A 23,191-nucleotide genomic window follows, 5' to 3' on the forward strand; every position below is an offset into this window, starting at 1 on the left:
CCCGGGGGGGGGGGCCCCCGCGCGGCCCCCGGGGGGGGGGGGCCCCGGCGGGGCCCCCGGGGGCGGGGGGGCCGGGGGCGGGGGGGCGCGCCCCCCCCCCACGGGGGGGCCGGGGCTCAGGCCCTGCGGCGCGGTGCGTCCGGGCCGGCGTCGGGCGTGACCGGGGTGACGGGGGTGATCGGCGGTACCGGCGGCTGCGCCGGCACGGGCGGGTACGGCATCCCCAGTCCGCTCGGCGGCGCCGCGGGCGCCGTTCCGCCCACGACCCGGCCGGGGGCGTGCGGGCGGCTGGGCCGGGCGGCCTGGCGCAGCAGCGCGGCGCCCGCGCCCAGCACCACGGCGGTGACCAGCGCGGCGGCCCAGCCGGGCAGCACGGTCGCCAGCCCCAGGCCCACGGCCGCCGCGAGCGCCGCTCCGGCGTACAGTCCCACCGCCCCGGAGGCGCCGTACAGCAGGGCGGACCGCCGCCGCTTGCGGCCCTGCTCGCGCAGCTCGTCCCGCACGGTCTCGCGTGCGACCTGGGCCAGTTCGTCGACCAGGTCCTTGTCCAGGTGTTCGAGATGATCCAGATGTTCCATGCGGGGCGGGTACCCGGAGGGCAAAGGCGGTAACAGGAGATCAGCGGAGGGGCCGCCGTGTCGCCCGGCGCCAACTAGGCTCGTGGCATGGAGATTCTGGGCGCCTCCCTGCGCATCTGCGTCGACGACCTCGACACCGCGATCCCGTTCTACGAACGCCTCTGCGGCGGCAGAGCCCAGCGTTTCGAACGCGGGGGCGTCCAGGTCGCCGCGGTCGGTTCCTTCCTTCTGATGAGCGGCCCGGAGGAGGAGCTGGAGGTGCTGCGCAAGGTCACCGCGACGATCGCGGTGAAGGACGTCGACGCGGCCCACCGTCTGCTGGACGAGCTGGGCGCCCACGTCCTCGCCGGTCCGGTCCCCACCCCGGCCGGCCGCAACCTGCTCGCGATGCACCCCGACGGCTCGCTGTTCGAGTACGTCGACCAGCACCCGGCCTGATCAGGGGGTGGGCGGCCGCATCCGGAAGTCGTACCGGCGGGGCAGCGGACCGTCACCGAGCCGCGCCCACAACCGGCCGACGGCGTCGTCCCCTTCGCGCAGGTCGGCGACCTCGAAGCCGTCCGCGAACACGGCACGGGCGGCTGCTCGCCGCCCCTCGGCGAGCAGCAGTTCCGCCTCCAGGAGCCGGAACCGGCCGCGCTCGCGGGTGGCCGGGGGCAGCGCCTCCCACACGGCGCGGGCGTCGGTGGGACGGCCCGCGCGCAGCAGCGCTTCGAGGGCCTCACGGCCCAGCGCGGCGGCCGCCGCCGTCCAGGCCTCGCCGTCGTCGCGGCGCTCGCGGCACAGGTCGTCGAAGGCGTCGGCATACCGCTCGGCGGCCCGCTCGTGGTGGCCGGACTCCTGGTCGGCGACGGCCAGGCAGCGCAGCGGCGGCCACCGGGACGGCGCGAGGCGCAGGGCCCGCTCCCAGCTGCGCACGGCCTGGGCCCGGTCGCCCGCGTGCCACTGGGCGACGCCCAGGTGGTACTCGGTGTGCGGGGTGGCGGGGGCGGTCTCCAGCATGTCCCGCCAGTGCGGGGCGACCAGGGTGGGGCCCGGCGGCCGGACCCGGCGGGGTTCGGGCAGCGTGCCGGTGCGCAGCAGCTCCCGCCAGGGCGCCTGTTCCTCGCCGAGCGTCGACTCGGGGAACGGCGTGCCGGGCAGCTTCAGGTCCGTGCGCAGGACTTCGAGGGCGCCCCAGCCGGAGCCGGTGGCGAGGAGTGCGCCGGGCGCGGTGTCGGCACACGGCTGCCAGGCGGCGTACGCGGCGTCGAGGGCGGTGCGGGGCAGCAGGTGGGCCAGCCGCTCCTCGACCGCCTCCGAGGACGCCTGCGGCGCGACGGACAGCGGTCCGTAGGCCTCCAGCCAGGAGACCTCGCCCTCGGCGTCCAGCGGCACGTGTTCGAGCTGGGTGCGGGCGAGGCCCGCCTGGATCTCGCGGTAGCCGCCGGTCCCGGCGCCGCCGAGCCACTCCTGCCAGCGCCGGCCGCCGGGACCCGTGCCCCACGCGAACAGTTTCCGGCCGCGCAGTGCGTCGGTCGAGACCTGCACCAGCCCGTGCCCGGCCGCGTCCAGCGCGGCGATCCAGCGGCGGCCGCCTTCGGCGAGATCGTAGAAGTGGTCGGTGGCATAGGGCTGCTGGACGTCGTGCGGTGGAACGGGCACCCGGCGCAGCCGTCGCTCGGGCCCGAACTCCCAGGCCCGCGCGGCCGGTACCACCACCCGGTGGTCCTCGGGCACGGCGGTGTTGGACCACCAGTACAGCGGCGTCGGGTGCTCGTGCGGATTGCGGACGCGGACGCCCGCGTACAGGAAGTCGGAGCCGTCCGGCAGCCACAGGTCGACCTGGAAGGGCAGGTCGCGCAGCCGCTCCCACTCCCACAGCCGGAGCATCTCCCCGCCGTCGGGGGCCGGGACGAGGGCCGCGTGCAACGGGGCGCAGGAGAGGGTGGTGTGGCCGGTGGCACCGATGTTCCACTCGATGCCACCGGCGAACCAGGCGCCGTTGAGGGCGAGGTTGGCGGGCTGGAACACCGGGTTGCGGTGGAGGAGTTCACGGCCGGTGGACAGGTGGACCAGGGAGGCGACGCGGCCTCCGAGACCGGGCAGCACGGTGGCGCGCAGCCGGTCGTTCTCGATCACCAGCGCGTCCAGGGCGCGGGGTTCGCGGGTTCGGCCGTAGCCGTCGCGGATCCGTACCGGCAGCAGGCTGCGCAGCGGCTCGTGGCCGATCCGGCGGGCCATGTCCGCCGGCAGGTCGTCCCGGTCGCGTGCGTCGGCGCGGTGCGTCTCGTCGAGCGGGCGCAGCGGGGGCAGCGGGTTGTCCGGACCCAGCTCGGCGGCCGGCAGGTTCAGTACCTCACGTCGGATCCTCGTCACGACCGTCATGGAACCCGGGACCGGACGTGCTGACCAGGGGAGCTGCCGGTCAGGATTGCGCAAAGGCCTCCACCCGTGCCCGAATCAGCGCATCTCGGCCGTGATCGCCCATCGCTCGTGGTCCCGCCAGGCCCCGTCGATGTAGATCATCTTGGGTGAGAAGCCCTCCAGCCGGAACCCGGCGCCGCGGGCGAGCGCGATGGAGGCGGCGTTGCCCGGCTGGACGTTGATCTCCAGCCGGTGCAGCCGCATCGGCCCGAAGGCGTGGTCCACGACCAGCCCCATCGCCTCGCGCATCAGGCCGCGCCCGGCCGCGTGGGCGAAGGCGCCGTAGCCGAGGGCGCCGCATTGGAAGCCGCCCTCGACGATGTTGTTGATGTTGATGAAGCCGGCGATGGCCCCGCCGTGCTCCCCCGCGTCCTTCTCGCAGACGAGGAACCCGGCCTTGCTGCGGTCCTCGATCAGCCGGCCGGCGTAGCCGGCGTAGGCCGCGTCCGTGGTGGGCGGGAACAGCCAGGGCTGGTGGAGGTCCTTGCTCTCCAGGGCGCGGGCGATGAACTCGGCGCCGTCCTCGTAGCCGAAGGGGCGGATGCCCACGCGTGGGCCCTCGGCGAGATAGCGGGATGCGATGTGCGGCATTCGGCCACCTTATGCAAGGCCGGCCACGGCGTCAGCGCAGTGCCGGTTCCCGCAGGGTGAGCGTGCCGGCGTCGGCGTCCAGCTCCGCGGTGACGCCGAGCGGCACGGTCAGCGCCGCCTCGCAGTGCCCGAAGCCGAACTCCTCCACCACCGGCACCCCGAGTCCGCCGAGCCGGTCCACGAGCACGGCCCGCACGGCTTCGTAGGGCCCGCACGCGTCCCAGGACCCGAGCAGGATCCCGGCGACGCCGTCGAGCCATCCGGACCGCAGCAGCTGGGTGATGCTGCGGTCGAGGCTGTACGGCTGCTCGCCCACGTCCTCCAGCAGGAGCAGGCCGCCGCGCGCGCCGGGGTGGGTGTGCGGGGTGCCGACGCCGGTCGCGAGCAGCCGCAGGCAGCCGCCGACGGTGAGGCCGCGGGCGCGGCCCGGCACCAGCGCGCGGCCCCGGCCGGTGATGGTCCGGACCGTCTCCGGGGCGAAGAGGGTGGCGCGCAGGTGCTGCTGCGCCTCGGCGCTCTTGACGAAGTCGGCCCCGGCGGCCACCGGCCCGTACAGGGTGGCGAGGCCGAGCCGGGTGGCGAACGCCTCGTGCAGCGCGGTGGCGTCGCTGAAGCCGACGAACGCCTTCGGACCCGCGGCCCGCATCGCCTCCCAGTCGAGCAGGTCGACCAGGCGCTGGGCGCCGTAGCCGCCGCGTGCGCAGAGGACGGCGGCCACGGACGGGTCGCACCAGGCCCGTTGCAGGTCGGCGGCCCGGTCGGCGTCGGAGCCCGCCAGGTGGCCGAGCCGTCCGTCCCTGTCGAGCACGTGGGGTGCCACCACGGGGTCGAGGTCCCAGCCGCGCAGGACGTCCAGACCCGCCTGGAGCCGTTCCTCGGCCACCGGGCCGCTCGGTGCCACCACGGCGACCCGCGCTCCGGGGGTGAGCCTCGGCGGACGCACCGGCTCGCTCACTTCACCAGCTCCAGCTCGGGGATCCCGGGCACGTTCATCCCGAACACCCTTGCGTATAGCGCGAGTTCGGCCTCCAGGGCGCGAATCATGGTCTCGGCGCGGCGGAAGCCGTGGCCCTCGCCGGGGAAGGCGAGGTAGGCGTGCGGTACGTGCCGTCCGTCGAGGCCGGCGAGGAAGCGCTCGCACTGCACGGGCGGGCAGATCACGTCGTCCAGGCCCTGGAGCAGCAGGAAGGGCGCGGTGAGCCGGTCGGAGTGCTCGCTGGGCGAGCGTTCGGCGTACCGCTCGGGGACCTCGGCCAGCGGGCCGATCAGCGACTCCAGATACCGTGACTCGAAGTCGTGGGTCTCCCCCGTGCCCCAGCCCGTGAGGTCGAGGATCGGGTAGGCGATGGTGCCGCACGCATAGACGTCGGTGCCGGTCAGCGAGGCCGCGGCGGTCCAGCCGCCGGCGCTGCCGCCCCGGATCGCGAGCCGCGCCCGGTCGGCGGTGCCCTCCTCGGCGAGGGCGAGGGCGACGGCCGCGCAGTCCTCGACGTCGACCACGCCCCACTGCTCGCGCAGCCGGTTGCGGTACTCGCGCCCGTAGCCGGTGGAGCCGCCGTAGTTGACCTCGGCGACCCCGATGCCCCGGGAGGTGAAGTAGGCGATCGCCAGGTCGAGGACGAGGGGCGCCCGGCCGGTGGGTCCGCCGTGCGCCCAGACGACGTACGGCGGCAGCTCGCCGTCGGGGGCCCGGTGGCCGGGGTGGTGCGGCGGGTAGATGTGGGCGTGCACCTCACGGCCGTCCGGGCCGGTGAAGGTGCGGACCTGAGGCTCGGGGTAGAGGGCCGGGTCGACGGGGTCGCGGTGGGTGGCGCCGACGGCACGGGCGCGGCCGCTCGCGGTGTCCAGTTCGACCACCTCGGAGGCGGTGCGCGGGCTCGCGCCGACCGCGACGACGCGGGTGCCGTGCGCCGCGAGGGCGGGCGCGAACTCGGTCCAGGGGCCGGCGGCGTCGACGAGTTCCCCGGACTCCGGGTCGAGTATCCCGAGCGCGGTCGCGCCCCGGCCGTGCACGACGGCGATCAGCCCGTTGTCCAGCGGGGCGAACCAGCGCTGGCCGAGCTTCCACAGCGGTCCGGCGAACTCCTCCTCGCGCGGGCACAGCGGGGTCCCGTCGCGGTAGAGGTTCCACCAGCCGCTGCGGTCGCTCGCGTACAGGAGGCGGCCGTCCTTCGCCCAGTCGACCTGGGCGATCGACTCCTCGGGGCCGCCCGCGACCGTGCGGACGCCGTGCAGCGCGCCGTCGTCGCCGACCTCGCCGACCAGCACTTCGGTGCCGTCCCAGGGCATCCGCGGATGGTCCCAGGCCAGCCAGGCGGCCCGCCGCCCGTCCGGTGACAGGCGCGGGCCGGTCAGGAACCGGTGCCGTTCGCCGGTGAGTTCGCGTACGGCGCCGCGGTCCCCGGCGGCCGAACCGTCCAGCGGTACGGCCGCGAGCACCCGCCGCACGTCACCGGGACCCTCGCCGGTGAACTCCTCGAGGACGCACCAGACCTCGTCCCGCTCCGGCAGCAGCCGCGGTTCGGCCAGGCGCGGTCCGGGCGGGGTCAGCGGGCGCGGCTCGGTGCCGGGCTCCCACCGGTACAGCCGCTGGTCGTCGAAGTGCACGAAGACCAGCATCGGTGCCGCGCCGGGCGCGGACACGGCGCCGGCCCAGGGCAGGCCGCCGTACTCGATGACCCGGCTGCGGACGTTCCACGGCGCGGGCAGCACGGACTCGCGGGTGCTGCCCCGCACCAGGGTCCGGCGTCCGCCCTCCGCGGGGCGCGGCTCGGTCCACCAGGCCTCGTCGCCGACGAAGCCCACCCACTCGGGGCTGCCGTCGTGCGCGGCGGCCAGGGCCGCGTCGATGGGCGAGGGCCAGGAGCCGTACGGCTTCGTCTCCACGATGTCTCCTATGCCGTGCGCAGGAAGCGGTCCAGGACCCGGACGCCGAAGTGCAGTGCCTCGACGGGGACGCGTTCGTCCACGCCGTGGAACATGGCCTGGTAGTCGTAGCCCTCGGGCAGCCGCAACGGGGTGAAACCGTAGCCGGTGATGCCGAGCCGCGAGAACTGCTTGGCGTCGGTGCCGCCCGACATGCAGTACGGCACGACGTGGCCCTCGGGCGCGAACTCCTCGACGGCGGCCCGCATCCGGGCGTACGTCGGCGAGTCGAGCGGCGCCTGCAGGGCGGTCTCCCGGTGCTGGAACTCCCAGTCGACGTCGGGCCCGGTGAGCCGGTCCAGGGTGGCGCGGAACTCGTCCTCGATGCCGGGCAGATGGCGTCCGTCGACGTAGGCGACGGCCTCGCCGGGGATGACGTTGACCTTGTAACCGGCGGTCAGCATGGTCGGGTTGGCGCTGTTGCGCACGGTGGATTCGACCAGCTTGGCGGCCGGGCCGAGCTTGTCCAGCAGCAGGTCGACCCGGGCGAGGTCGGGCTCGACGCCGTAGAGGGCGGCGAGTTCGGTGAGGGCGGCGGTGACCGTCGGGGTCAGCCGGAGCGGCCAGTCGTGCTCGCCGATGCGGGTGACGGCGGCGGCCAGCCGGGTCACCGCGTTCTCCTTGTTGACCTTGGAGCCGTGTCCGGCGCGGCCGCGCGCGGTGAGCTTCACCCAGCCGGTGCCCCGCTCGCCCGCGGCGATGGGGTAGAGCTGCCGTCCGGAGCCGTCGTGGAAGGTGAAGGCACCCGACTCGCTGACGCCCTCGGTGCAGCCCTCGAACAGCTCGGGATGGTGGTCGGCGAGGAAGCCGGAGCCGTCCTCGGCGCTGGCCTCCTCGTCGGCGGTGAAGGCGATCACGATGTCCCGGCGCGGCCGTACTCCCTGGCGGGCCCAGGCCCGCACCACGGCCAGGATCATCGCGTCCATGTTCTTCATGTCGACGGCGCCCCGGCCCCACACGACCCCGTCGCGGACCTCCCCGGAGAACGGGTCGACCTGCCAGTCGGCGGCCTGGGCGGGCACCACGTCGAGGTGCCCGTGGACCAGCAGCGCGTCGGCCGACGGGTCGGTGCCCTCGACGCGGGCGACGACGTTGGTGCGGCCCTCGGTCCGCTCCAGGAGGATCGGTTCCAGCCCGGCGCCCGCCAGCCGCTCGGCCGCGTACTCGGCGGCCGGCCGCTCCCGGCAGTCGCCGCCGCCGAAGTTGGCGGTGTCGATCCGGATCAGCTCGGAGGTGAACCGGACCACCTCGTCGAGTGCCTGCTCGTCAGCCATACTGCTCCTCCACCGCGGCCGAGACGATCGTGGTGACCGCCTTGAAGGTGCGGATGCCGTCGTACATGGTCTGCTCGGTGTACGCCACCTTTCGCTCGCCGATCCGCCGCACGCCGGGGACGACGGTGGCGGAGAGGGCGAGGTGCTCGGCGTCGAACTCCAGGGCGATCGTGAACGGCCCGCCGGTCACGGGCTCGTGGCGCACCGCGAGGGCGGCCGCCTCCTTGGCGGCGGCCCGGATGTCCGCGGCCGTCCTGGCGGGCGTCCTGCACTTGGCCGCGTACCTGGACACGTGGTCCTTGACGGCGACCTTGAGGGCCTCGGGCGCGTAGCCGAGGGCGTCCTCGCAGGCCAGGTCGTCGCCGGTGACGAGGACGACCGGGACGCCGTACTCGGCGACGACGTGGGCGTTGAGCAGGCCCTCGCTGGCGCGCACGTCGTTCAGCCAGACGCCGGTGATCGAGTTGGCGAGATAGGTGTGGGCGAGGACGCCCTCCATGCCGGCGCCGGTGTGGTAGCCGATGAAGGCGATGCCGTCGACGTCGCCGTGCTGGACGCCCTCGACCATGGAGAGGGTCTTGTGGCGGCCGGTGATCATCTCGGCGCGGTCGTCGAGCCGCTCCAGGAGCAGGTTGCGCATGCTCCAGTGGGCCTCGTTGACGAGGACCTCGTCGGCGCCGCCGTCGAGGAAGCCGAGGACGGCGGCGTTGACGTCCGAGGTGAACATCGACCGGCACCGCTCCCACTGGGGCGTGCCGGGCAGCACGTCGCCGGGCCAGGTCACCCCGGTGGCGCCCTCCATGTCGGCGCTGATGAGGATCTTCATGGTGCGCCACGTTACGCGTCCGGGCGGTCGCCGACCAGGAAGCGGGCCGACGCCTTCGAGGGCCGGGCGGCGCCGGCTCCGCGCGGTGTGCGGCCGCCCGGCCCGCGGTCAGGCGGGGCGGCCGGCCACCAGCCACCTGGACGGCAGCGCGACCGGCTCGCCCTCCGCGGTGAACTCCACTGTCGTCAGCGGAAGTTCGCCGCTCGCGAGGATCGCGAGGCCGGCGTCGCTCAGGTACTCGGGCACCGCGGCGTCGGCGACCTCGCCGGGGGTGAGGCCGTGCCGGAAGACCGGGGCCAGGGTGGCCGGCGGACCTGACGGGCTCTGGGCGAGGGCGCCGAGGACGGGGCGGGCGGTCTCGGAGAGTTCGACGAGGAAGACCCGGCCGCGCTCGCCGACGAGCGTGGCGAGGGTGTCGGCCAGGGGCTGCCGGTCGTCCGGGTCGCACTGGTGCAGGACGCCCCGCATGTAGACGTTGGCGTCGCCGAGTTCGGCGTGCAGGGCCTCGGCCTCGGTCTTCTCGGAGGCGTCCAGCCGCCGGTAGCGGGCCAGGCCGGCCGGGTCGGCGTCCCGGGCGTGCGCCAGGGCGGCCTCGGCGATGTCGGTGCCGAGGACGCGCGGGAACCGGCCGGCGAGGAAGCGGGTCTGGGTGCCGTTGCCGCAGCCGAGGTCGACCAGCGGCAGACCGGGGTCGGTGAGGTGGGGCTCGAAGAGGGGGACGTGGACCGCGGCGGTCACGCCCGGCTCGGCGTCCCAGAACACCGCCCCCGTCCCTCCGGGCGCCTCGCGCCAGAAGTCCTCCCACGCGTTCCGGTACCGACTCGTCACGCTCATGCCCAACTCCCCAGGGTGTGACCGCTCAAGGCCGTCATGTACGACGGGCCAGTACGGTCTACCCCGCGCCGGTTTGGGCCACAAGCGCCTGGCACGTTCCTTCACGTCACCTTCGGCGAACGTGCGCCCCCGGGTCAGCGGCGGCGTGAGGTCAGCTCGAACCACACGGTCTTGCCGGCGGCGGTACGGCTGGTGCCCCACTCCCGGGCCAGCGTGCTCACCACGCGCAGTCCGCGCCCGGTCTCGGCGCCGCGGTCCGCGCCGAGCAGGGTCGGCAGCGTGTGGTCGTCGTCGTCCACCTCGCACAGCAGCGTCTCGTCGCGGATCAGCCGGAGCTGCACCGGGCGGCTGTGCGAGTGCCGTATCGCGTTGGTGACGAGTTCGCTGACCATCAGCTCGGCGGGGTCGGCGAGCCGGGCCAGACCCCAGTCGTGGAGCTGCTCGCGCACGGCGGCGCGGGCCCGGCCGACCTCGGCGGGGTCCAGGGCGAGCCGCCATTCGGCGACGTCGTCCGGCTCGATGCCGTTGAGGCGGGTCATCAGCAGGGCGACGTCGTCCTTGCGGTCGCCGTGGCCCGCTGTCGAGAACGCGGCGGCGAGGGAGCGGATGATGGTGTCGCAGGCCTCGTCCATGGCGGCGGCCGGATGCGCGGCGGACTCGCAGAGGGTGGCGAGTCCGACACCGATGTCGGCGCCGCGCATCTCGACGAGTCCGTCGGTGCACATCACCAGCCGGTCGCCGGGCTCCACCGGCACCCGCAGCGACTCGAAGGCGACTCCGCCGACGCCGATCGGCGCCCCGGTGGGCAGGTCGAGGAGTTCGCTGCGGCCGTCCGCGGCACGGACCAGCACGGGCGGGATGTGACCGGCGTTGGCGAGGTGGAGTTCGCTCGCGATCGGGTCGTAGACGGCGTAGAGGCAGGTGGCGAGGTAGCCGTCGCCGAGGCGCTGGGCCAGGTCGTCGAGGTTGCGCAGGAGCTGGGCCGGTGGCAGGTCGAGGCCCGCCATGGTCTGTACGGCGGTCCGCAACTGGCCCATCATGGCGGCCGAGTTGAGCCCGTGCCCCATGACGTCGCCGACGATCAGCGCGGTGCGGGCGCCGGGCAGTTTCACCGCGTCGAACCAGTCGCCGCCCACGCGCCCGAGCAGGGTGCCCGGCAGGTAGCGGGTGGCGATGTCGCAGCCGGCCATGCGCGGCGGGATGTGCGGCAGCATGCTGTCCTGGAGGGTCTCGGCGACGCTCTCCTGGAAGGTGTACATGCGCGCGTTGTCGAGCACGAGGCCGGCGCGGGCGGCGAGTTCGGCGCCGGTGACGCGGTCCATGTCGTCGAACGAGGCGCGCTCGGGGTGGCGCAGCAGGATCATGAAGCCGAGCACGACCTGGCGGGCCTTGAGCGGGACGACCAGCATCGAGCGGCCGGTGATCAGCGGCCGGATGTCGCGCTTCTCGAACTGCGCGGCGATGGCGTGGCCCATCTGCTCGCTGATCCGCGGCACCAGGACCGGCTCGCCGGTGGTCATGCACTGGAAGAACGGGGTGTGCGCCGGGAACGGCATGGCCTCGCCGACCGGCACCACGTCGTCCCAGCGGCCCGGTTCGTCGGTGTGCTCGAGGGCGACCCGATGCCACATGGTGGTGGTGTCGGGCACGCCGTCCGGGAACCCCTCACCGGCCACGACCTGTTCGCGCAGGTAGGTGCCGGCGACGTCGGTGAAGCGGGGCACGACGGCCCTGCTGACCTCGACGATGGTCCGGGACAGGTCGAGCGAGGTGCCGATCCGCCCGCTGACCTCGTTGAGGAATTCGAGGCGTTCGCGGACGGCCGCGTACTCCAGGTCCTCGCCGTCGTCATCGGTGAGGTCCGCGGGCAGCGGCAGGCCCTGGGCGGCCGCCAGGGCGGCGCGCTCGCGGCGGGCCCGGCGCTCGGTGCGCCGGGCGACGCCCCAGTCCGGGGTCACGGGGACCCGTTCGTTCTGGCTGAACTCCAGGATCGGGTAGCCGAGTTCGAGGACCTGGGCGACGATGCGGGCGCTCTCCTCGACGCTCATGCTGGGCAGGATCTCGGGGAGCCTGCGGGCCAGTTCCTCGGCGCCGGGGAAGTCGGTGTGCAGGGCGAACCCGGGCGCGATGCGCTCGAAGGCCACGTCCTCGGCGGGCTCGGACAGCCGCAGCCGCGCGGCGTCGGCGGCGAGCACCAGCAGCCGCTCCTCGCCGGGGCCGACCAGCGGATACGCCCACCACAGCACGTCGACACGGTCACGGTCGCGCACGGTGATGCGGGCCCGCCCCGCGGCCGGGAAGCTGACCCGTCCGTCGAGGGAGGACTCCAGGTCGGGACCGAGTCCGTCGTAGGCCGCGTAGGCGCCGTACGGGGTGATCTCGTCGTCCTCGGGAAGGGCTCCGGAGACCGGCAGCAGGTCGAGGACCGGGCGGCCGACGGCGTCTTCCCTGGCGGCGCCGAACAGGCGGCGCGCGCCGGTGCTCCAGTGGGAGACCTGTCCGGCGCGCCCGACGACCACCACGGCCAGGGGGATCCGGCCGGCCGTGGTCCGGTCGGCACCGAGGCCGGCAGGTGCGTCCCGCTCGCCGCCATGGTTCATGGCTCCGGCCCTCTCTGCCCACGGCTCCGCGAAAGATCTGTCCGCCCGCCACTACCGTACGGTGGCCGCCGGTCGCGATGTGTGGCAATACGGGAATTGACGTCGCCGGAGCGCACCGGCGCGCGGGTCCGGGCGCGCGCCCATCGGCGTCCGGCCCGCCCGCGCGCCCCGTACGGTCGGTCCTCGTGGTCGGTCCTCGTGGTCAGTCCTCGTGGCCCAGTTGGAGGTCGCGTTCGGTGCGGCCGCCGCCCGCGACCTGGAGCACGGTGGCGACCGGCGGGTAGCCGGCGGCGATGACGGTGTACTCGCCGGAGGAGAGGTCGACGAACCGGAACGTCCCGTCCGCACCGGTGGTGAGGGTGTCGACGACGTTCCCGGCGGCGTCGAGCAGGGTCACCCGCGCGTCCTCGACGGGCCGTCCGCCGCCGGCCCGGACGGTGCCCTTCAGCACGGCGCCGCCCGCGAGTTCGACGTCCTGCCGGGTCTCCCGGGAGGCCTGCACCGTGACCGGGAGCGCGGCCGGGCGGAAGGCGGGGGCGCTGCCGGCGAGGGTGTACTCGCCGGCCACCAGCTCGGTGATGACGTAGCCGCCCTCGCGTCCGCTGCGGGTGCTGGCGACGACCTCGCCCTGCACGTTGGTGAGCGTGACGGTGGCGTCCCTGACGGGTGTGCCGTCGGCGGTGCGGACGGTCCCCGCGAGGCGTCCGGCGCCGCCGAGGACGACGTCGAGTTCGACGGGCCGCTCGCCGACGGTCACGGTGACCGCCTGCGGCTGGTGACCGCCTGCGGCGGCGATCAGGACGTAGGCCCCGGTGCCGGGCGTGGACAGGGCGTACCGTCCGTCGTCGCCGCTGGCGCCCCGGCCGATCTGCCCGCCGGAGGCGTCGATGAGGGTGAGCGCGGCGCGCGGCACCACGGTTCCGTCGGGGTGCTGCACCGTGCCGCAGACGGGGACGCCGGCGCCGCTGTGCGCTGCACGCGCCTGCGGGATCGGGGTGTTCACGGGTCCTGAGGCGGTTTCGGCGGTGGGGTGGGACACCAGCGGTCTCTCCTTGAGGAAGCAGGCGATGAGCAGGCCGAGGACGAGCAGCGGGACCAGGTAGAGGAAGATCCTGGGCATCGCGTCGGCGTAGGCGCGGATGTAGGCGTCCCGCAGCGCCGGCGGCAGCGCGTGGACGAGGTGCGGGGTCAGGGACTCGGGGTCGGGGAGCCGGGCGCCGGCGTCGGCGGGCAGCCGCCGGTGCAGGGCGTCGGTGAGCCGGTCGGCGAACAGGGTGCCGAAGACGGCGGCGCCGACGCTGCCGCCGATCTGCCGGAAGTAGTTGTTGGCGCTGGTGGCGGTGCCGAGGTCGGCGGGCCGCACGGAGTTCTGCACGGCCAGCACCAGCACCGGCATCACCATGCCGATGCCTGCGCCGAGCACGGCCATCCAGACGCTGTACTGCCAGCGCGGGGTGTCGACCTCCAGCCGGGACAGCAGCCACATGCCGACGGCGGACAGCGCCCCGCCGAGGACCGGGTAGATCCGGTAGCGCCCGGTGTGGCTGATCAGCTGGCCGGCGACGATCGAGGCGCCGACGATCCCGCCCATCATGGGCAGCATCAGGAGACCGGACTCGGTGGCCGAGGCGCCGTCGACCATCTGCAGGAAGGTGGGCAGGTAGCTGGCGGCGCCGAACAGCGCGACGCCGATGACCAGTCCCACGAGTCCGGTCACGTTGAAGACGGGGTCCCGGAACAGCCGCAGCGGGATGAGGGGTTCGGCGGCGCGCCGCTCGGCGAGGAGGAACAGCGCGGCGGCGGCCACGGCGCCGGCCCCGAGCCCGAGGATGACGCGCGAGCCCCACGCGTACTCCGTGCCGCCCCAACTGGTCAGCAGGACCAGGCAGGTGGAGGCCGCGCCCAGCAACAGGGCGCCCAGGACGTCGAAACGGGCGCGCTTCGCGGGCTTCGGCAGCTTCAGCACGGCGGTGACCACGGCCAGCGTGACCAGGCCGAAGGGCACGTTGACGTAGAAGCACCAGCGCCAGGAGAGGTGGTCGGTGAAGTAGCCGCCGAGCAGCGGTCCGGCGACGGAGGCGAGGCCGAAGGCGGCGCCGATCAGGCCCATGAACCGGCCGCGCTGCCGGGGCGGCACGATGTCGGCGATGATCGCCTGGACGCCGATCATCAGCCCGCCGGCGCCGACGCCCTGCACCGCGCGGAAGGCGATCAGCTGGTCCATGCTCTGCGCCCGGCCGGCCAGCGCGGAGCCGATGACGAAGACCAGGATCGCGAACTGGAAGACGCTCTTGCGGCCGACGAGGTCGCCGAGCTTGCCGTAGAGCGGCAGGCCGATGGTGGAGGTGAGCAGGTAGGCGGTGATCGCCCAGGACATCTTGTCCAGGCCGTGCAGCTCGCCGACGATCCTCGGCAGCGCGGTGGCGACGATCATCTGGTCCAGGGCGGCCAGCAGCAGGGCGAGCATCAGCCCGCAGAACACCAGCCGGGTGCGGCGCGCCCCGAGACCGGCGGCCGGGGCGGGTTCCGGCACGGGGACGTCGACGGGCGCCGTGACCGGCTCCTCGTACTGCACCAGAGTCGTCCCCACGTACCGCTCCCCTCGTCGCGCCTGCGCACGGTTGCCGCCTTGTGTCCCGCTGGGCGACAACTGTGGGCAAGCACGGCGAGTTACGGCACAGGACCGGTTCGCCCGGAGATCCACCCGAACCGGTGAGGGAGGCCAACGCCCGCCGTTCCTCCGGCGGTTGCCCGCCGGAGGAAGAGGACTACTTCTCGACCTCGGCGGCGAGCTTGTCGAGCACCTCGTCGTAGATGCGGCCCAGGCCCTTGGGGGCGAAGGTCCTCTCGAAGAAGCCGCCGACGCCGCCGGCGCCCTGCCAGACGGTGTGGACCACGACCTTCGAGCCGCCCTCGCCGGCCGGGGTGACGCGCCAGGTGGTGACCATGGAGGAGTTGCGGTCCTTCTCGACCAGCTCGCCGTCGGTGGGCTCGCTGACCTCCAGGAGGCAGTCGCGCACGCGCTTGCTGGTGGCCTGGAGCTTCCAGTGGACCAGGGTGCCCTCGCCGTCGCCGCCCTCGCGCACCTCGTACTCGCTGAAGTGCTGGGGCAGCAGCTTCGCGCGCGTGCCGGTGTAGTCGGCGAGCGCGTCGAACACCGTCTCCGCGTCCGCCGCGACGACCCGCTCCGTAGTGGCCTCGACCTGCGCCATTGAGTTCCTCCAGCACCTGAGTTCTCGGGATTCACGGCAAGCCAACCACCCCGGCGCCCGGCCGCCCAAATCGGGGTGGCGCAAGCGGTCGGAAAGGGTGTGCGCACGGTCTCCACGGATCGTCCGCACGATCAAGGGAACAGATGTTCTATTCTGTGGGCAGTGCTACCGAGGAGGCGTCATGCGCTGGGAGAACCTCACCGAGGAGGCCGAACACGGCCGTGCCGGCACCGCGCTGTTCGGCGCGGACGCGGTGACGACCCGGACCTTCGACACGCCCGAGTTCCACGGGATCACCTTTCACGAGGTGCGGGCCCGGTCGATCATCAACCGGGTGCCGGGCGCCTCGCGGATGCCGTTCGAATGGACGGTGAACCCGTACCGGGGCTGCACGCACGCCTGCGTGTACTGCTTCGCGCGCCGGACGCACAGCTACCTGGACCTCGACACCGGGATCGGCTTCGACACCCAGATCGTGGTCAAGGTGAACGCGCCCGACCTGCTCCGCGGCCAGCTGGGCTCACGGCGGTGGCGGGGCGATCACATCGCCATGGGCACCAACGTCGACTGCTACCAGCGCGCGGAGGGCCGCTACCGGCTGATGCCCGGGATCATCTCGGCCCTCACCGACCACGCGAACCCGTTCTCGATCCTGACCAAGGGCACGCTGATCCTGCGCGACCTCGATCTGCTGCGGCGCGCGGCGGAGGTCACGGAGGTCGGCATCTCGGTCTCGGTCGGCTTCGTCGACACCGAGCTGTGGCGCACCGTGGAGCCGGGCACCCCGGCCCCCGAGCGCCGCCTGGACGTCGTACGGGCCCTGACCGAGGCGGGTGTCGGCTGCGGGGTCCTGATGGCCCCGGTGATCCCCTTCCTCGGCGACCACCCGGCCCAACTGCGGTCCACGGTACGGGCGATCGCGGCCGCCGGGGCCACCTCCGTGACGCCTCTGGTGCTGCACCTGCGGCCGGGCGCCCGCGAGTGGTTCATGAGCTGGCTGGCGGCCCGCCACCCGCACCTCGTCCGCCGCTACGAACGGCTCTACGCGGAGGGCGCCTACGCGCCCAAGTGGTACCAGCGCCGGATCACCCGCCAGGTGCACGAACTGGCCGAGGAGTACGGCATCGGGCCGAACCGCCCCGGCGCGGCCCGCCGGCTGCCGCCGCCTCCGCCCGTGGCGGAGGAGCCCGCGCCGCCGGAGCCGACCCAGCTCACGCTGCTCTGAGGGCGGCCCCGGCCGTGGCCCGCGCGGCCGGGAGCGTTCGAGCGCAACCCTCGGACCAATTGGGTCAATAATCGTCATAACAGGTTCTTCCGGGTGCCGTTGCCGGGACGATGCGGCGAGGACCGCGACACGTGCGGTCCGCGACCCTCCGTCCTGGGAGGACCCATGCGAACACGCGCAGCCGTGCTGTGCGCCGCCGCCGTCATGGCCGGGTCGGTCTCCGCCCCGCCCGCCGGCGCCACCGCCCGGCCCGCCGGTGCGGCGTCCGCGGTGACCTGGAAGAAGTGCGGCACCGCCGACTACCCCACGCTGCAGTGCGGCACCCTCGACGTGCCGCTCGACCACCGGGACCCCGGCGGCAGGAAGATCACGCTCGCCCTCTCCCGCGTCCCGCACACCGCCTCCGCCTACCAGGGGCCGCTGCTGGTCAACCCGGGCGGCCCCGGCGGCAGCGGGCTGAGCCTCGCGGGATTCGTCGCCGCGACGCTGCCGAAGGAGGTGGCGGCCCGGTACGACGTCATCGGCTTCGACCCGCGCGGCGTGGGCGAGAGCAGTCCGTCGATCGACTGCGCGCCCGGCTACTTCGCGCCGGTGCGCCCCGACTCGGTGCCGTCGACGCCGGCCCTGGAACAGGCCAACCTCACGCGCGTGCGGTCGTTCGCCGCGGCCTGCGGCAAGAAGTACGCGAGCGTGCTCCCCCACCTCGACACGGTCAGCGCCGCGCAGGACATGGACCTGATCCGCCAGGCCCTGAAGGCCACGCGGATCAGCTATTTCGGCTACTCGTACGGCACCTACCTGGGCGCCGTGTACGCCAAGCTGCACCCGGACCGCGTCCACCGCCTGGTCCTGGACTCGGTCGTGAACCCGACGGGCGTCTGGTACGACGACAACCTCGCCCAGGACCACGCCTTCGACGAGCGGCACCGCGCCCTGATGGCGTGGATCGCCAAGTACGACTCCGTCTACAAGCTCGGCTCGGACCCGAAGCGGGTCGAGGCCCAGTGGTACGCCATGCGGGCGGCGCTGGCGAAGAAGCCGGCGGGCGGCGAGGTGGGTGCCTCGGAGCTGGAGGACACCTTCATCCCGGGCGGCTACTACAACGGCTACTGGCCCTACCTGGCGGAGGCGTTCTCGGCCTACGCCCACGGCAAGAAGACGGCCGCGCTGGTCGAGGCGTACCAGAACTTCGGGGCCGTCGACGCCTCGGGCGACAACGGCTACAGCGTCTACGCGGCCGTCCAGTGCCGGGACACCTCCTGGCCGCGGGACTGGAACCAGTGGCGCAAGGACAACTGGGCCGCCTACGAGAAGGCGCCCTTCATGGTCTGGAACAACGCCTGGTACAACGCGGCGTGCGCGTCCTGGCCGACGTCCGCGCTGAAGCCGCCGGACATCGCCAACCGCAGGATCCCGCCGGCCCTCCTCTTCCAGGCCACCGACGACGCGGCCACGCCCTACCAGGGCGGCGTGACGGTCCACCGGCTGCTGGCCGGCTCCGCTCTGGTGGTCGAGCAGGGCGGCGGCAACCACGGCATCACGCTGAGCGGCAACACCTGCCTGGACGACCGCCTCGCCGCCTACCTCGCCGACGGCACGGTGCCGCACGGCGACGGCACCGCCGACGCGGTCTGCCCCAGGACCCCGGACCCGAAGCCGCTGAGCACCAGGGCGGCGTCGACGTCGTCCCGCGGCTCGACCCTGCACGGGCTGCTGGGCTTTCGCGGCTGAACCCGTCCCGCCGACCCGCCGGGAGCGGCGTCGGACCCGTGGTCCACCATGGACGCATGACCGACCCGACCCGCATCACCGCCCCCGTCGGCGTCGCCCCGGCCGCGCAGTACAGCCATGTCGTGGCGGCCACCGGCCGGTTCGTCGCCGTCTCCGGCCAGCTCCCGCTGGACGAGCACGGCGGGCTGGTCGGCGAAGGCGACCCGGCCGCGCAGGCCGGGCAGGTCTTCGAGAACCTGCGCCGCTGTCTGGCGGCCGCGGGCGCCGGCTTCGACGACGTCGTCAAACTCACCTGCTTCGTCACGGACATGGCCCACATGCCGGCCGTCCGCGCGGCGCGCGCGGCCCACATCCCCGACGACCGCCTCCCGGCGTCGTCCGCGATCCAGGTGGCCGCGCTTGTCGCGCCCGCGTTCCTGATGGAGATCGAGGCCCTCGCGGTGGTGGCGGACCGGGCGGACCCGGCCCGGTCCGCCGGGCGAGCCTGAGGTGCCGTCATGACCGACGACCTGCTGCGTATCCGGCCGATGGCCCTGGACGACTGCGACCGGGTCTCGCAGATACGCGTCCGGGGCTGGCAGTACGCCTACCGCGGGCTCATGCCGCAGCCGTTCCTGGACGGGCTCAGTGCCGAGCGGGACGCCGTGCGGCGCCGGGCCCGGTTCCGCGACGGCGGGGACGGGGTGACGGACCTGGTGGCCGAGCGGGACGGCGAGGTCGTCGGCTGGGCGGCGCACGGACCGTACCGGGACGGCGAAGTCCGCACCTCCGACGCCGAGTTGTACGCCATCTACCTCGACCCGGCGCATGTCGGCACCGGGGCGGGGCGGCGGCTGCTGGAGACGGTGCTCGGGCAGTGCGCCCGCTACCCGCGCGTGTACCTGTGGGTGCTGAAGGGGAACACGCGCGCCCGGCGGTTCTACGAGACGGCCGGTTTCCGCCCCGACGGCGCCGAGGAGCCGTACGAGGTCGACGGGGTGCCGGTGCCCGAGGTGCGGTACGTCAGGAGCCGCGGCCTGACCTCGGCCTCGGGATGAGGGCGAGGGCCCGCACCGCGGCCTCGGCGAGGGCCGGGTGGGCCCGCGCCTCGCTCAGGACGCGGCGGGCCCGGCTGTCGCCCAGGGCGCCGAGTCCCTCCACGCAGGCGAGGGCGACCTTGCGGTAGGGGTCGTGCGGGCGCAGCCGGCGCTCCAGGGTGGTGATGAGGGCCGGGACGGACTCCGGGGCGCGCAGCACGACCAGGAGGCGCACCGGGTGCAGGGCGTAGGCGACCCGCAGTTCGTTGGTGGCCAGGGCGGCGGCCGCGCGGGCGGTGCGCGGGTCTGCCAGGCGGGACAGGGCGTGCGCGGCGGAGGCGCACCGGGGCGGGTCGCGGTGGTTCAACAGCAGGACCAGGGTCTCGAAGGCGCGCCGGTCACCGGCCGTCCCCAGCCGGTACGCCGCCAACTCCCTGGCCCACAGGGGCTGTCCGGCGGCGGTGAGCACCTCCGCCAGCTCGTCGGGGTCCTCGGTCGCAAGGAGCCGGTCCCAGGCGGCCGTTCCCTGCGACTCCTGCCGCAGACGCTCCGTGAGCGATCGCAACTCTTCGTCCACGAGCCCCAGCGTAGAGGCGTCGCGGGAGCGGAGGGACGTACATCACAAAGTCGGGGGGCTGGCGCGCTCGTTACCCGCCGGTTAAGCTCAATCGAGCGAGTCACCCACTCGCATGAACGCTCACTCCGGTTTGGTGACGCAGCCGCGTGAGCATCCAGTCGGTTCGGTACCTCGTACCGCATGTACGGCTCGGCTCCGGGACAGGGCCGGTCGGGACCGGTCGTTCACGGGCGTGTGCACGCCCGCGGCGACGACACCGGGCGTGTGCGCAAGAAGCCCGGCAACACCCGCATCCACGCAGCTCTTCCCGCACCCGGTGCGCCTGCTCGGCGCACCCGGGGGCGTTTCCAGTCGTCACCCTCATTCCTGGAGTCCCGCGATGGCCACTCCCCAGTCCGACCCCTCCCTGTCCCCGCTCAGGACCGTCGCCGTGGTCGGCCTCGGCACCATGGGCACCGGCATCACCGAGGTCCTCGCGAGGGCCGGCCGCGAGGTGATCGGCATCGACGTCAGCGAGGCGCAGGCGGCCGGCTCCCTCGCCGCGCTGGAGGCCTCCACCGCCCGCGCCGTCGAGCGCGGCAGACTGACCCAGCAGGAGCGCGCCGGCGTCCTGGCCCGGGTCCGCACCGGCACCGACCTGTCGGCCGCGGCCGACGCCGACCTCGTCATCGAGGTGGTTCCGGAGTCGTACGACATCAAGCACCAGGTCTTCCGCGAGCTGGACGGCATCGTCCGCCCCGAGACCATCCTGGCCACCGGCACCAACGCGCTCTCCGTGACCCGGCTGGCCGCCGACTCGGCCCGTCCCGAGCGCGTGCTCGGCCTGCACTTCTTCAACCCGGCCCCGGCGATGAAGCTGGTCGAGGTCGTCTCCTCGGTGCTCACCGCACCGGGTGCGGTCGCCGCGGTCACCGACCTCGCGCTGGAGCTGGGCAAGGAGCCGGTCGCGGTCGGCGACCGCCCCGGGTTCGTCGCGGACGGGCTGCTGTTCGGCTACCTCAACCAGGCCGCCGCGATGTACGAGGCGAAGTACGCCTCCCGTGAGGACATCGACGCGGCCATGCGGTTCGGCTGCGGCCTGCCGATGGGGCCGCTCGCCCTGCTCGACCTGATCGGCGTGGACACCGCCCGGACGGTGCTGGAGGCCATGTACGCCGAGTCCCGCGACCGGCTGCACGCCCCGGCGCCGGTCCTCAAGCAGCTCAGCGAGGCGGGCCTGACCGGCCGCAAGTCCGGGCGCGGTTTCTACACCTACGAGGCCCCGGGCAGCGCCACGGTGGTCCGGGACGCGCTGACCCCGCTGGACGGCGCCGTGCTCGCCCAGGGCCGGCCGGTCCACTCGGTCGGGGTGGCGGGTTCGGGGACCATGGCCTCCGGCATCGCCGAGGTGTTCGCCAAGGCCGGCTACCGGGTGGTCCTGGCGGCCCGCAGCGAGGACAAGGCGCGGGCCGCCAGGGCCCGCATCGGCAAGTCCCTGGACCGCTCGGTCGGCAAGGGGCGGATGACCGCCGAGGCGGCCGCGCGGACCCTGGACCTGATCACCGCCGCGGGCTCCTACGACGCCTTCGCCGACGTCGACCTGGCCGTGGAGGCGGTCGCCGAGGACCTGGAGATCAAGCAGCAGCTGTTCGCCGCGCTGGACAAGGTCTGCAAGCCCGGCGCGGTCCTGGCCACCACGACCTCCTCGCTGCCGGTCGTGGCCTGCGCGCGGGCCACCTCGCGTCCGCAGGACGTGATCGGGATGCACTTCTTCAACCCGGCGCCGGCCATGAAGCTGGTCGAGGTCGTGCGGACCGTGCTGACCGCCGAGGACGTCCACGCGACCGTCCGCGAGGTCTGCGCGAGGACCGGGAAGCACGCCGTGGACTGCGGCGACCGGGCCGGGTTCATCGTGAACGCGCTGCTGTTCCCGTACCTCAACAACGCGATCAAGATGGTCGAGGAGCACTACGCCTCGCTGGACGACATCGACGCGGCGATGAAGCTCGGCGGCGGCTATCCGATGGGCCCCTTCGAGCTGCTGGACGTGGTCGGCCTGGACGTCTCGCTGGCGATCGAGAAGGTCCTGCACCGGGAGTTCCGCGATCCGGGGCTGGCGCCCGCGCCGCTCCTCGAACACCTGGTGGCCGCGGGCTGCCTCGGCCGCAAGACCGGCCGTGGCTTCCGCGAATATGCCCGCCGCTGAGGGCCTGGGCGACTGGTACCGGGACGAACGGGACTGGGGCGGGCTGCTCGACCCCTGGGAGGGCCCCCCGCTCCTCGCGGGCGGGGGAAACCCCGGTCATGCCCCTCGAGCTGCGCACATGCAGTACGTTCGGGGCATGCCCCAGCCCGCCAGGTCCTCACGTACACCCGCCACGTCCGACGCGCCGGAAAGTGCCGCGGGCAGCCGCGCGGCAGCCCAGCGGCTCAAGATGCGCCGCGAGCTGGCGGCCGCAGCGATGGAGCTGTTCGCGACCAAGGGGTACGAGGCGACCACCGTCGACGAGATCGCGGCCGCGGCCGGCGTCGCCCGCCGCACCTTCTTCCGCCACTTCCGCTCCAAGGAAGAGGCGATCTTCCCGGACCACGACGACACCCTGATCCGCGCGGAGGCCGTGCTCAACGCGGCCCCGGCGCACGAGCACCCGCTCGACACCGTGTGCCGCGGCATCAAAGAAGTCATGAAGATGTACGCGGCCCGGCCGGACATCTCGGTCGCCCGCTACAAGCTCACCCGCGAGGTGCCCACGCTCCGCGAGGCCGAGATCGCCTCGGTGGCCCGCTACGAGCGCCTCTTCACCCGCTATCTCCTCGGCCACTTCGACGAGCACGCGCACGCGGACGACGCCAACGACGACCCGCTGCTGGCCGAGGTCGCCGCCTCGGCGGTGGTCACCGCCCACAACCACGTGCTGCGCCGCTGGCTGCGGGCCGGCGGGCAGGGGGACGTGGAGTCGCAGCTGGACCACGCCTTCGCGATCGTCCGCAAGACGTTCGGGAACGGCATCGGAGCGGGCCGGGAGACCCCGCCCCGCGCCGGCGCGGCCGCCTCCGTGGCCTCCCAGGGCGAGGTCCTGGTGACGGTGGCCAGGACCGACGCCCCGCTCGACGAGGTCATGCGCACGATCGAGCAGGCGCTCAAGGAGCGCTGACCGCCCGCCGCGGACCCGCCACTCGCCACGCGCCCTCCTCCGGGAGGGCGCGTCGCTGTTTTTTCGGCCCGGAATGGCACTGCGTGCCGAGTGCCGGCCGGGGCACCGGAAAGACCTCCGCAATTCGGCACACCTTGGGCTACTGACCAGTAGCTCTGATCGATCATCGCTCATTTGTTACGTAAAGATTTCATCTGAGAGCAAGTTCTGGCACTCAGTGCCTTGCCACCTGACACGCGGTGTCATACGTTGTTGATGTCCG

The 23,191-nt window shown here is 73.8% G+C and carries 19 protein-coding genes; 7 read left to right on the forward strand and 12 right to left on the reverse strand.

Going from position 1 to position 23,191, the window contains the following annotated elements:
- Positions 1 to 116: 116 nt before the first annotated feature.
- On the reverse strand, positions 117 to 578 hold the full coding sequence (locus tag ACIRQ9_RS36270) for a phage holin family protein (protein ID WP_404183659.1): 462 nt from the start codon (positions 576 to 578) through the stop codon (positions 117 to 119).
- Between the two features lie 87 nt (positions 579 to 665).
- Here ACIRQ9_RS36270 and ACIRQ9_RS36275 point away from each other — a divergent pair, with 87 nt between their 5' ends.
- Positions 666 to 1,016 carry a VOC family protein gene (locus ACIRQ9_RS36275; RefSeq protein WP_404183662.1) on the forward strand — a complete coding sequence of 117 codons (351 nt, stop codon included), beginning with the start codon at positions 666 to 668 and terminating at the stop codon, positions 1,014 to 1,016.
- Here ACIRQ9_RS36275 and ACIRQ9_RS36280 read toward each other — a convergent pair whose 3' ends face one another.
- The 10 genes from ACIRQ9_RS36280 to ACIRQ9_RS36325 form a co-directional block, all read right to left on the reverse strand.
- Positions 1,017 to 2,945 carry a DUF5107 domain-containing protein gene (locus ACIRQ9_RS36280; RefSeq protein ID WP_404183665.1) on the reverse strand — a complete coding sequence of 643 codons (1,929 nt, stop codon included), beginning with the start codon at positions 2,943 to 2,945 and terminating at the stop codon, positions 1,017 to 1,019. It lies immediately after the preceding gene.
- A 75-nt stretch (positions 2,946 to 3,020) separates the two neighbouring features.
- The gene (locus tag ACIRQ9_RS36285) at positions 3,021 to 3,575 is read right to left on the reverse strand and encodes a GNAT family protein (protein WP_351937653.1); all 555 of its coding nucleotides are present in this window, start codon (positions 3,573 to 3,575) and stop codon (positions 3,021 to 3,023) included.
- A 31-nt stretch (positions 3,576 to 3,606) separates the two neighbouring features.
- The gene (locus tag ACIRQ9_RS36290; RefSeq protein ID WP_404183668.1) at positions 3,607 to 4,530 is read right to left on the reverse strand and encodes an LD-carboxypeptidase; all 924 of its coding nucleotides are present in this window, start codon (positions 4,528 to 4,530) and stop codon (positions 3,607 to 3,609) included.
- Positions 4,527 to 6,461, reverse strand: a complete 1,935-nt coding sequence (locus ACIRQ9_RS36295) for a prolyl oligopeptidase family serine peptidase (protein ID WP_404183670.1) — start codon at positions 6,459 to 6,461, stop codon at positions 4,527 to 4,529. The genes ACIRQ9_RS36290 and ACIRQ9_RS36295 overlap by 4 nt, the downstream gene beginning before the upstream one ends.
- Positions 6,462 to 6,469: 8 nt before the next feature.
- On the reverse strand, positions 6,470 to 7,774 hold the full coding sequence (locus ACIRQ9_RS36300; protein WP_404183673.1) for a M20/M25/M40 family metallo-hydrolase: 1,305 nt from the start codon (positions 7,772 to 7,774) through the stop codon (positions 6,470 to 6,472).
- A complete protein-coding gene (locus ACIRQ9_RS36305) occupies positions 7,767 to 8,600 on the reverse strand; it encodes a M55 family metallopeptidase (protein ID WP_404183676.1) in 834 nt (277 codons plus the stop codon). The genes ACIRQ9_RS36300 and ACIRQ9_RS36305 overlap by 8 nt, the downstream gene beginning before the upstream one ends.
- A 108-nt stretch (positions 8,601 to 8,708) precedes the next feature.
- A complete protein-coding gene (locus tag ACIRQ9_RS36310; protein WP_404183679.1) occupies positions 8,709 to 9,434 on the reverse strand; it encodes a class I SAM-dependent methyltransferase in 726 nt (241 codons plus the stop codon).
- A 134-nt stretch (positions 9,435 to 9,568) separates the two neighbouring features.
- Positions 9,569 to 12,034, reverse strand: coding sequence for a SpoIIE family protein phosphatase (locus ACIRQ9_RS36315; protein WP_404183682.1), 2,466 nt, complete (start codon positions 12,032 to 12,034; stop codon positions 9,569 to 9,571).
- A 202-nt stretch (positions 12,035 to 12,236) separates the two neighbouring features.
- Entirely contained in the window at positions 12,237 to 14,624 is a 2,388-nt protein-coding gene (locus ACIRQ9_RS36320) for an MFS transporter (protein ID WP_404183684.1), read from the reverse strand.
- Between the two features lie 178 nt (positions 14,625 to 14,802).
- Positions 14,803 to 15,246: an SRPBCC family protein gene (locus tag ACIRQ9_RS36325; RefSeq protein ID WP_404183687.1), complete on the reverse strand. Its 444-nt coding sequence runs from the start codon at positions 15,244 to 15,246 to the stop codon at positions 14,803 to 14,805.
- Between the two features lie 181 nt (positions 15,247 to 15,427).
- On the opposite strand from ACIRQ9_RS36325, the gene ACIRQ9_RS36330 reads away from it, so the two are divergent.
- The 4 genes from ACIRQ9_RS36330 to ACIRQ9_RS36345 all read left to right on the forward strand — a co-directional run bounded on the left by ACIRQ9_RS36330 (position 15,428) and on the right by ACIRQ9_RS36345 (position 19,239).
- Positions 15,428 to 16,471: an Rv2578c family radical SAM protein gene (locus ACIRQ9_RS36330; RefSeq protein ID WP_404183690.1), complete on the forward strand. Its 1,044-nt coding sequence runs from the start codon at positions 15,428 to 15,430 to the stop codon at positions 16,469 to 16,471.
- Between the two features lie 165 nt (positions 16,472 to 16,636).
- On the forward strand, positions 16,637 to 18,202 hold the full coding sequence (locus ACIRQ9_RS36335; RefSeq protein WP_404183693.1) for an alpha/beta hydrolase: 1,566 nt from the start codon (positions 16,637 to 16,639) through the stop codon (positions 18,200 to 18,202).
- Positions 18,203 to 18,258: 56 nt separating this feature from the next.
- Positions 18,259 to 18,690 (forward strand): RidA family protein, encoded by a 432-nt coding sequence (locus ACIRQ9_RS36340; protein WP_404183696.1) that lies wholly within the window; start codon positions 18,259 to 18,261, stop codon positions 18,688 to 18,690.
- Positions 18,691 to 18,699: 9 nt separating this feature from the next.
- The gene (locus ACIRQ9_RS36345) at positions 18,700 to 19,239 is read left to right on the forward strand and encodes a GNAT family N-acetyltransferase (protein WP_404183699.1); all 540 of its coding nucleotides are present in this window, start codon (positions 18,700 to 18,702) and stop codon (positions 19,237 to 19,239) included.
- On the opposite strand, the gene ACIRQ9_RS36350 is transcribed toward ACIRQ9_RS36345, so the two are convergent.
- Entirely contained in the window at positions 19,205 to 19,795 is a 591-nt protein-coding gene (locus ACIRQ9_RS36350; RefSeq protein ID WP_404183702.1) for an adenylosuccinate lyase, read from the reverse strand. The genes ACIRQ9_RS36345 and ACIRQ9_RS36350 overlap by 35 nt on opposite strands.
- Positions 19,796 to 20,174: 379 nt before the next feature.
- On the opposite strand from ACIRQ9_RS36350, the gene ACIRQ9_RS36355 reads away from it, so the two are divergent.
- Both ACIRQ9_RS36355 and ACIRQ9_RS36360 read left to right on the forward strand, forming a co-directional pair.
- On the forward strand, positions 20,175 to 21,980 hold the full coding sequence (locus ACIRQ9_RS36355) for a 3-hydroxyacyl-CoA dehydrogenase family protein (protein WP_404183704.1): 1,806 nt from the start codon (positions 20,175 to 20,177) through the stop codon (positions 21,978 to 21,980).
- A gap of 118 nt (positions 21,981 to 22,098) precedes the next feature.
- The gene (locus ACIRQ9_RS36360; protein WP_404183809.1) at positions 22,099 to 22,929 is read left to right on the forward strand and encodes a TetR family transcriptional regulator; all 831 of its coding nucleotides are present in this window, start codon (positions 22,099 to 22,101) and stop codon (positions 22,927 to 22,929) included.
- The last annotated feature ends 262 nt before the right edge of the window (positions 22,930 to 23,191 follow it).

It is taken from the genome of Streptomyces sp. NPDC101237, assembly GCF_044767465.1.
Taxonomy (GTDB): domain Bacteria; phylum Actinomycetota; class Actinomycetes; order Streptomycetales; family Streptomycetaceae; genus Streptomyces; species Streptomyces gramineus.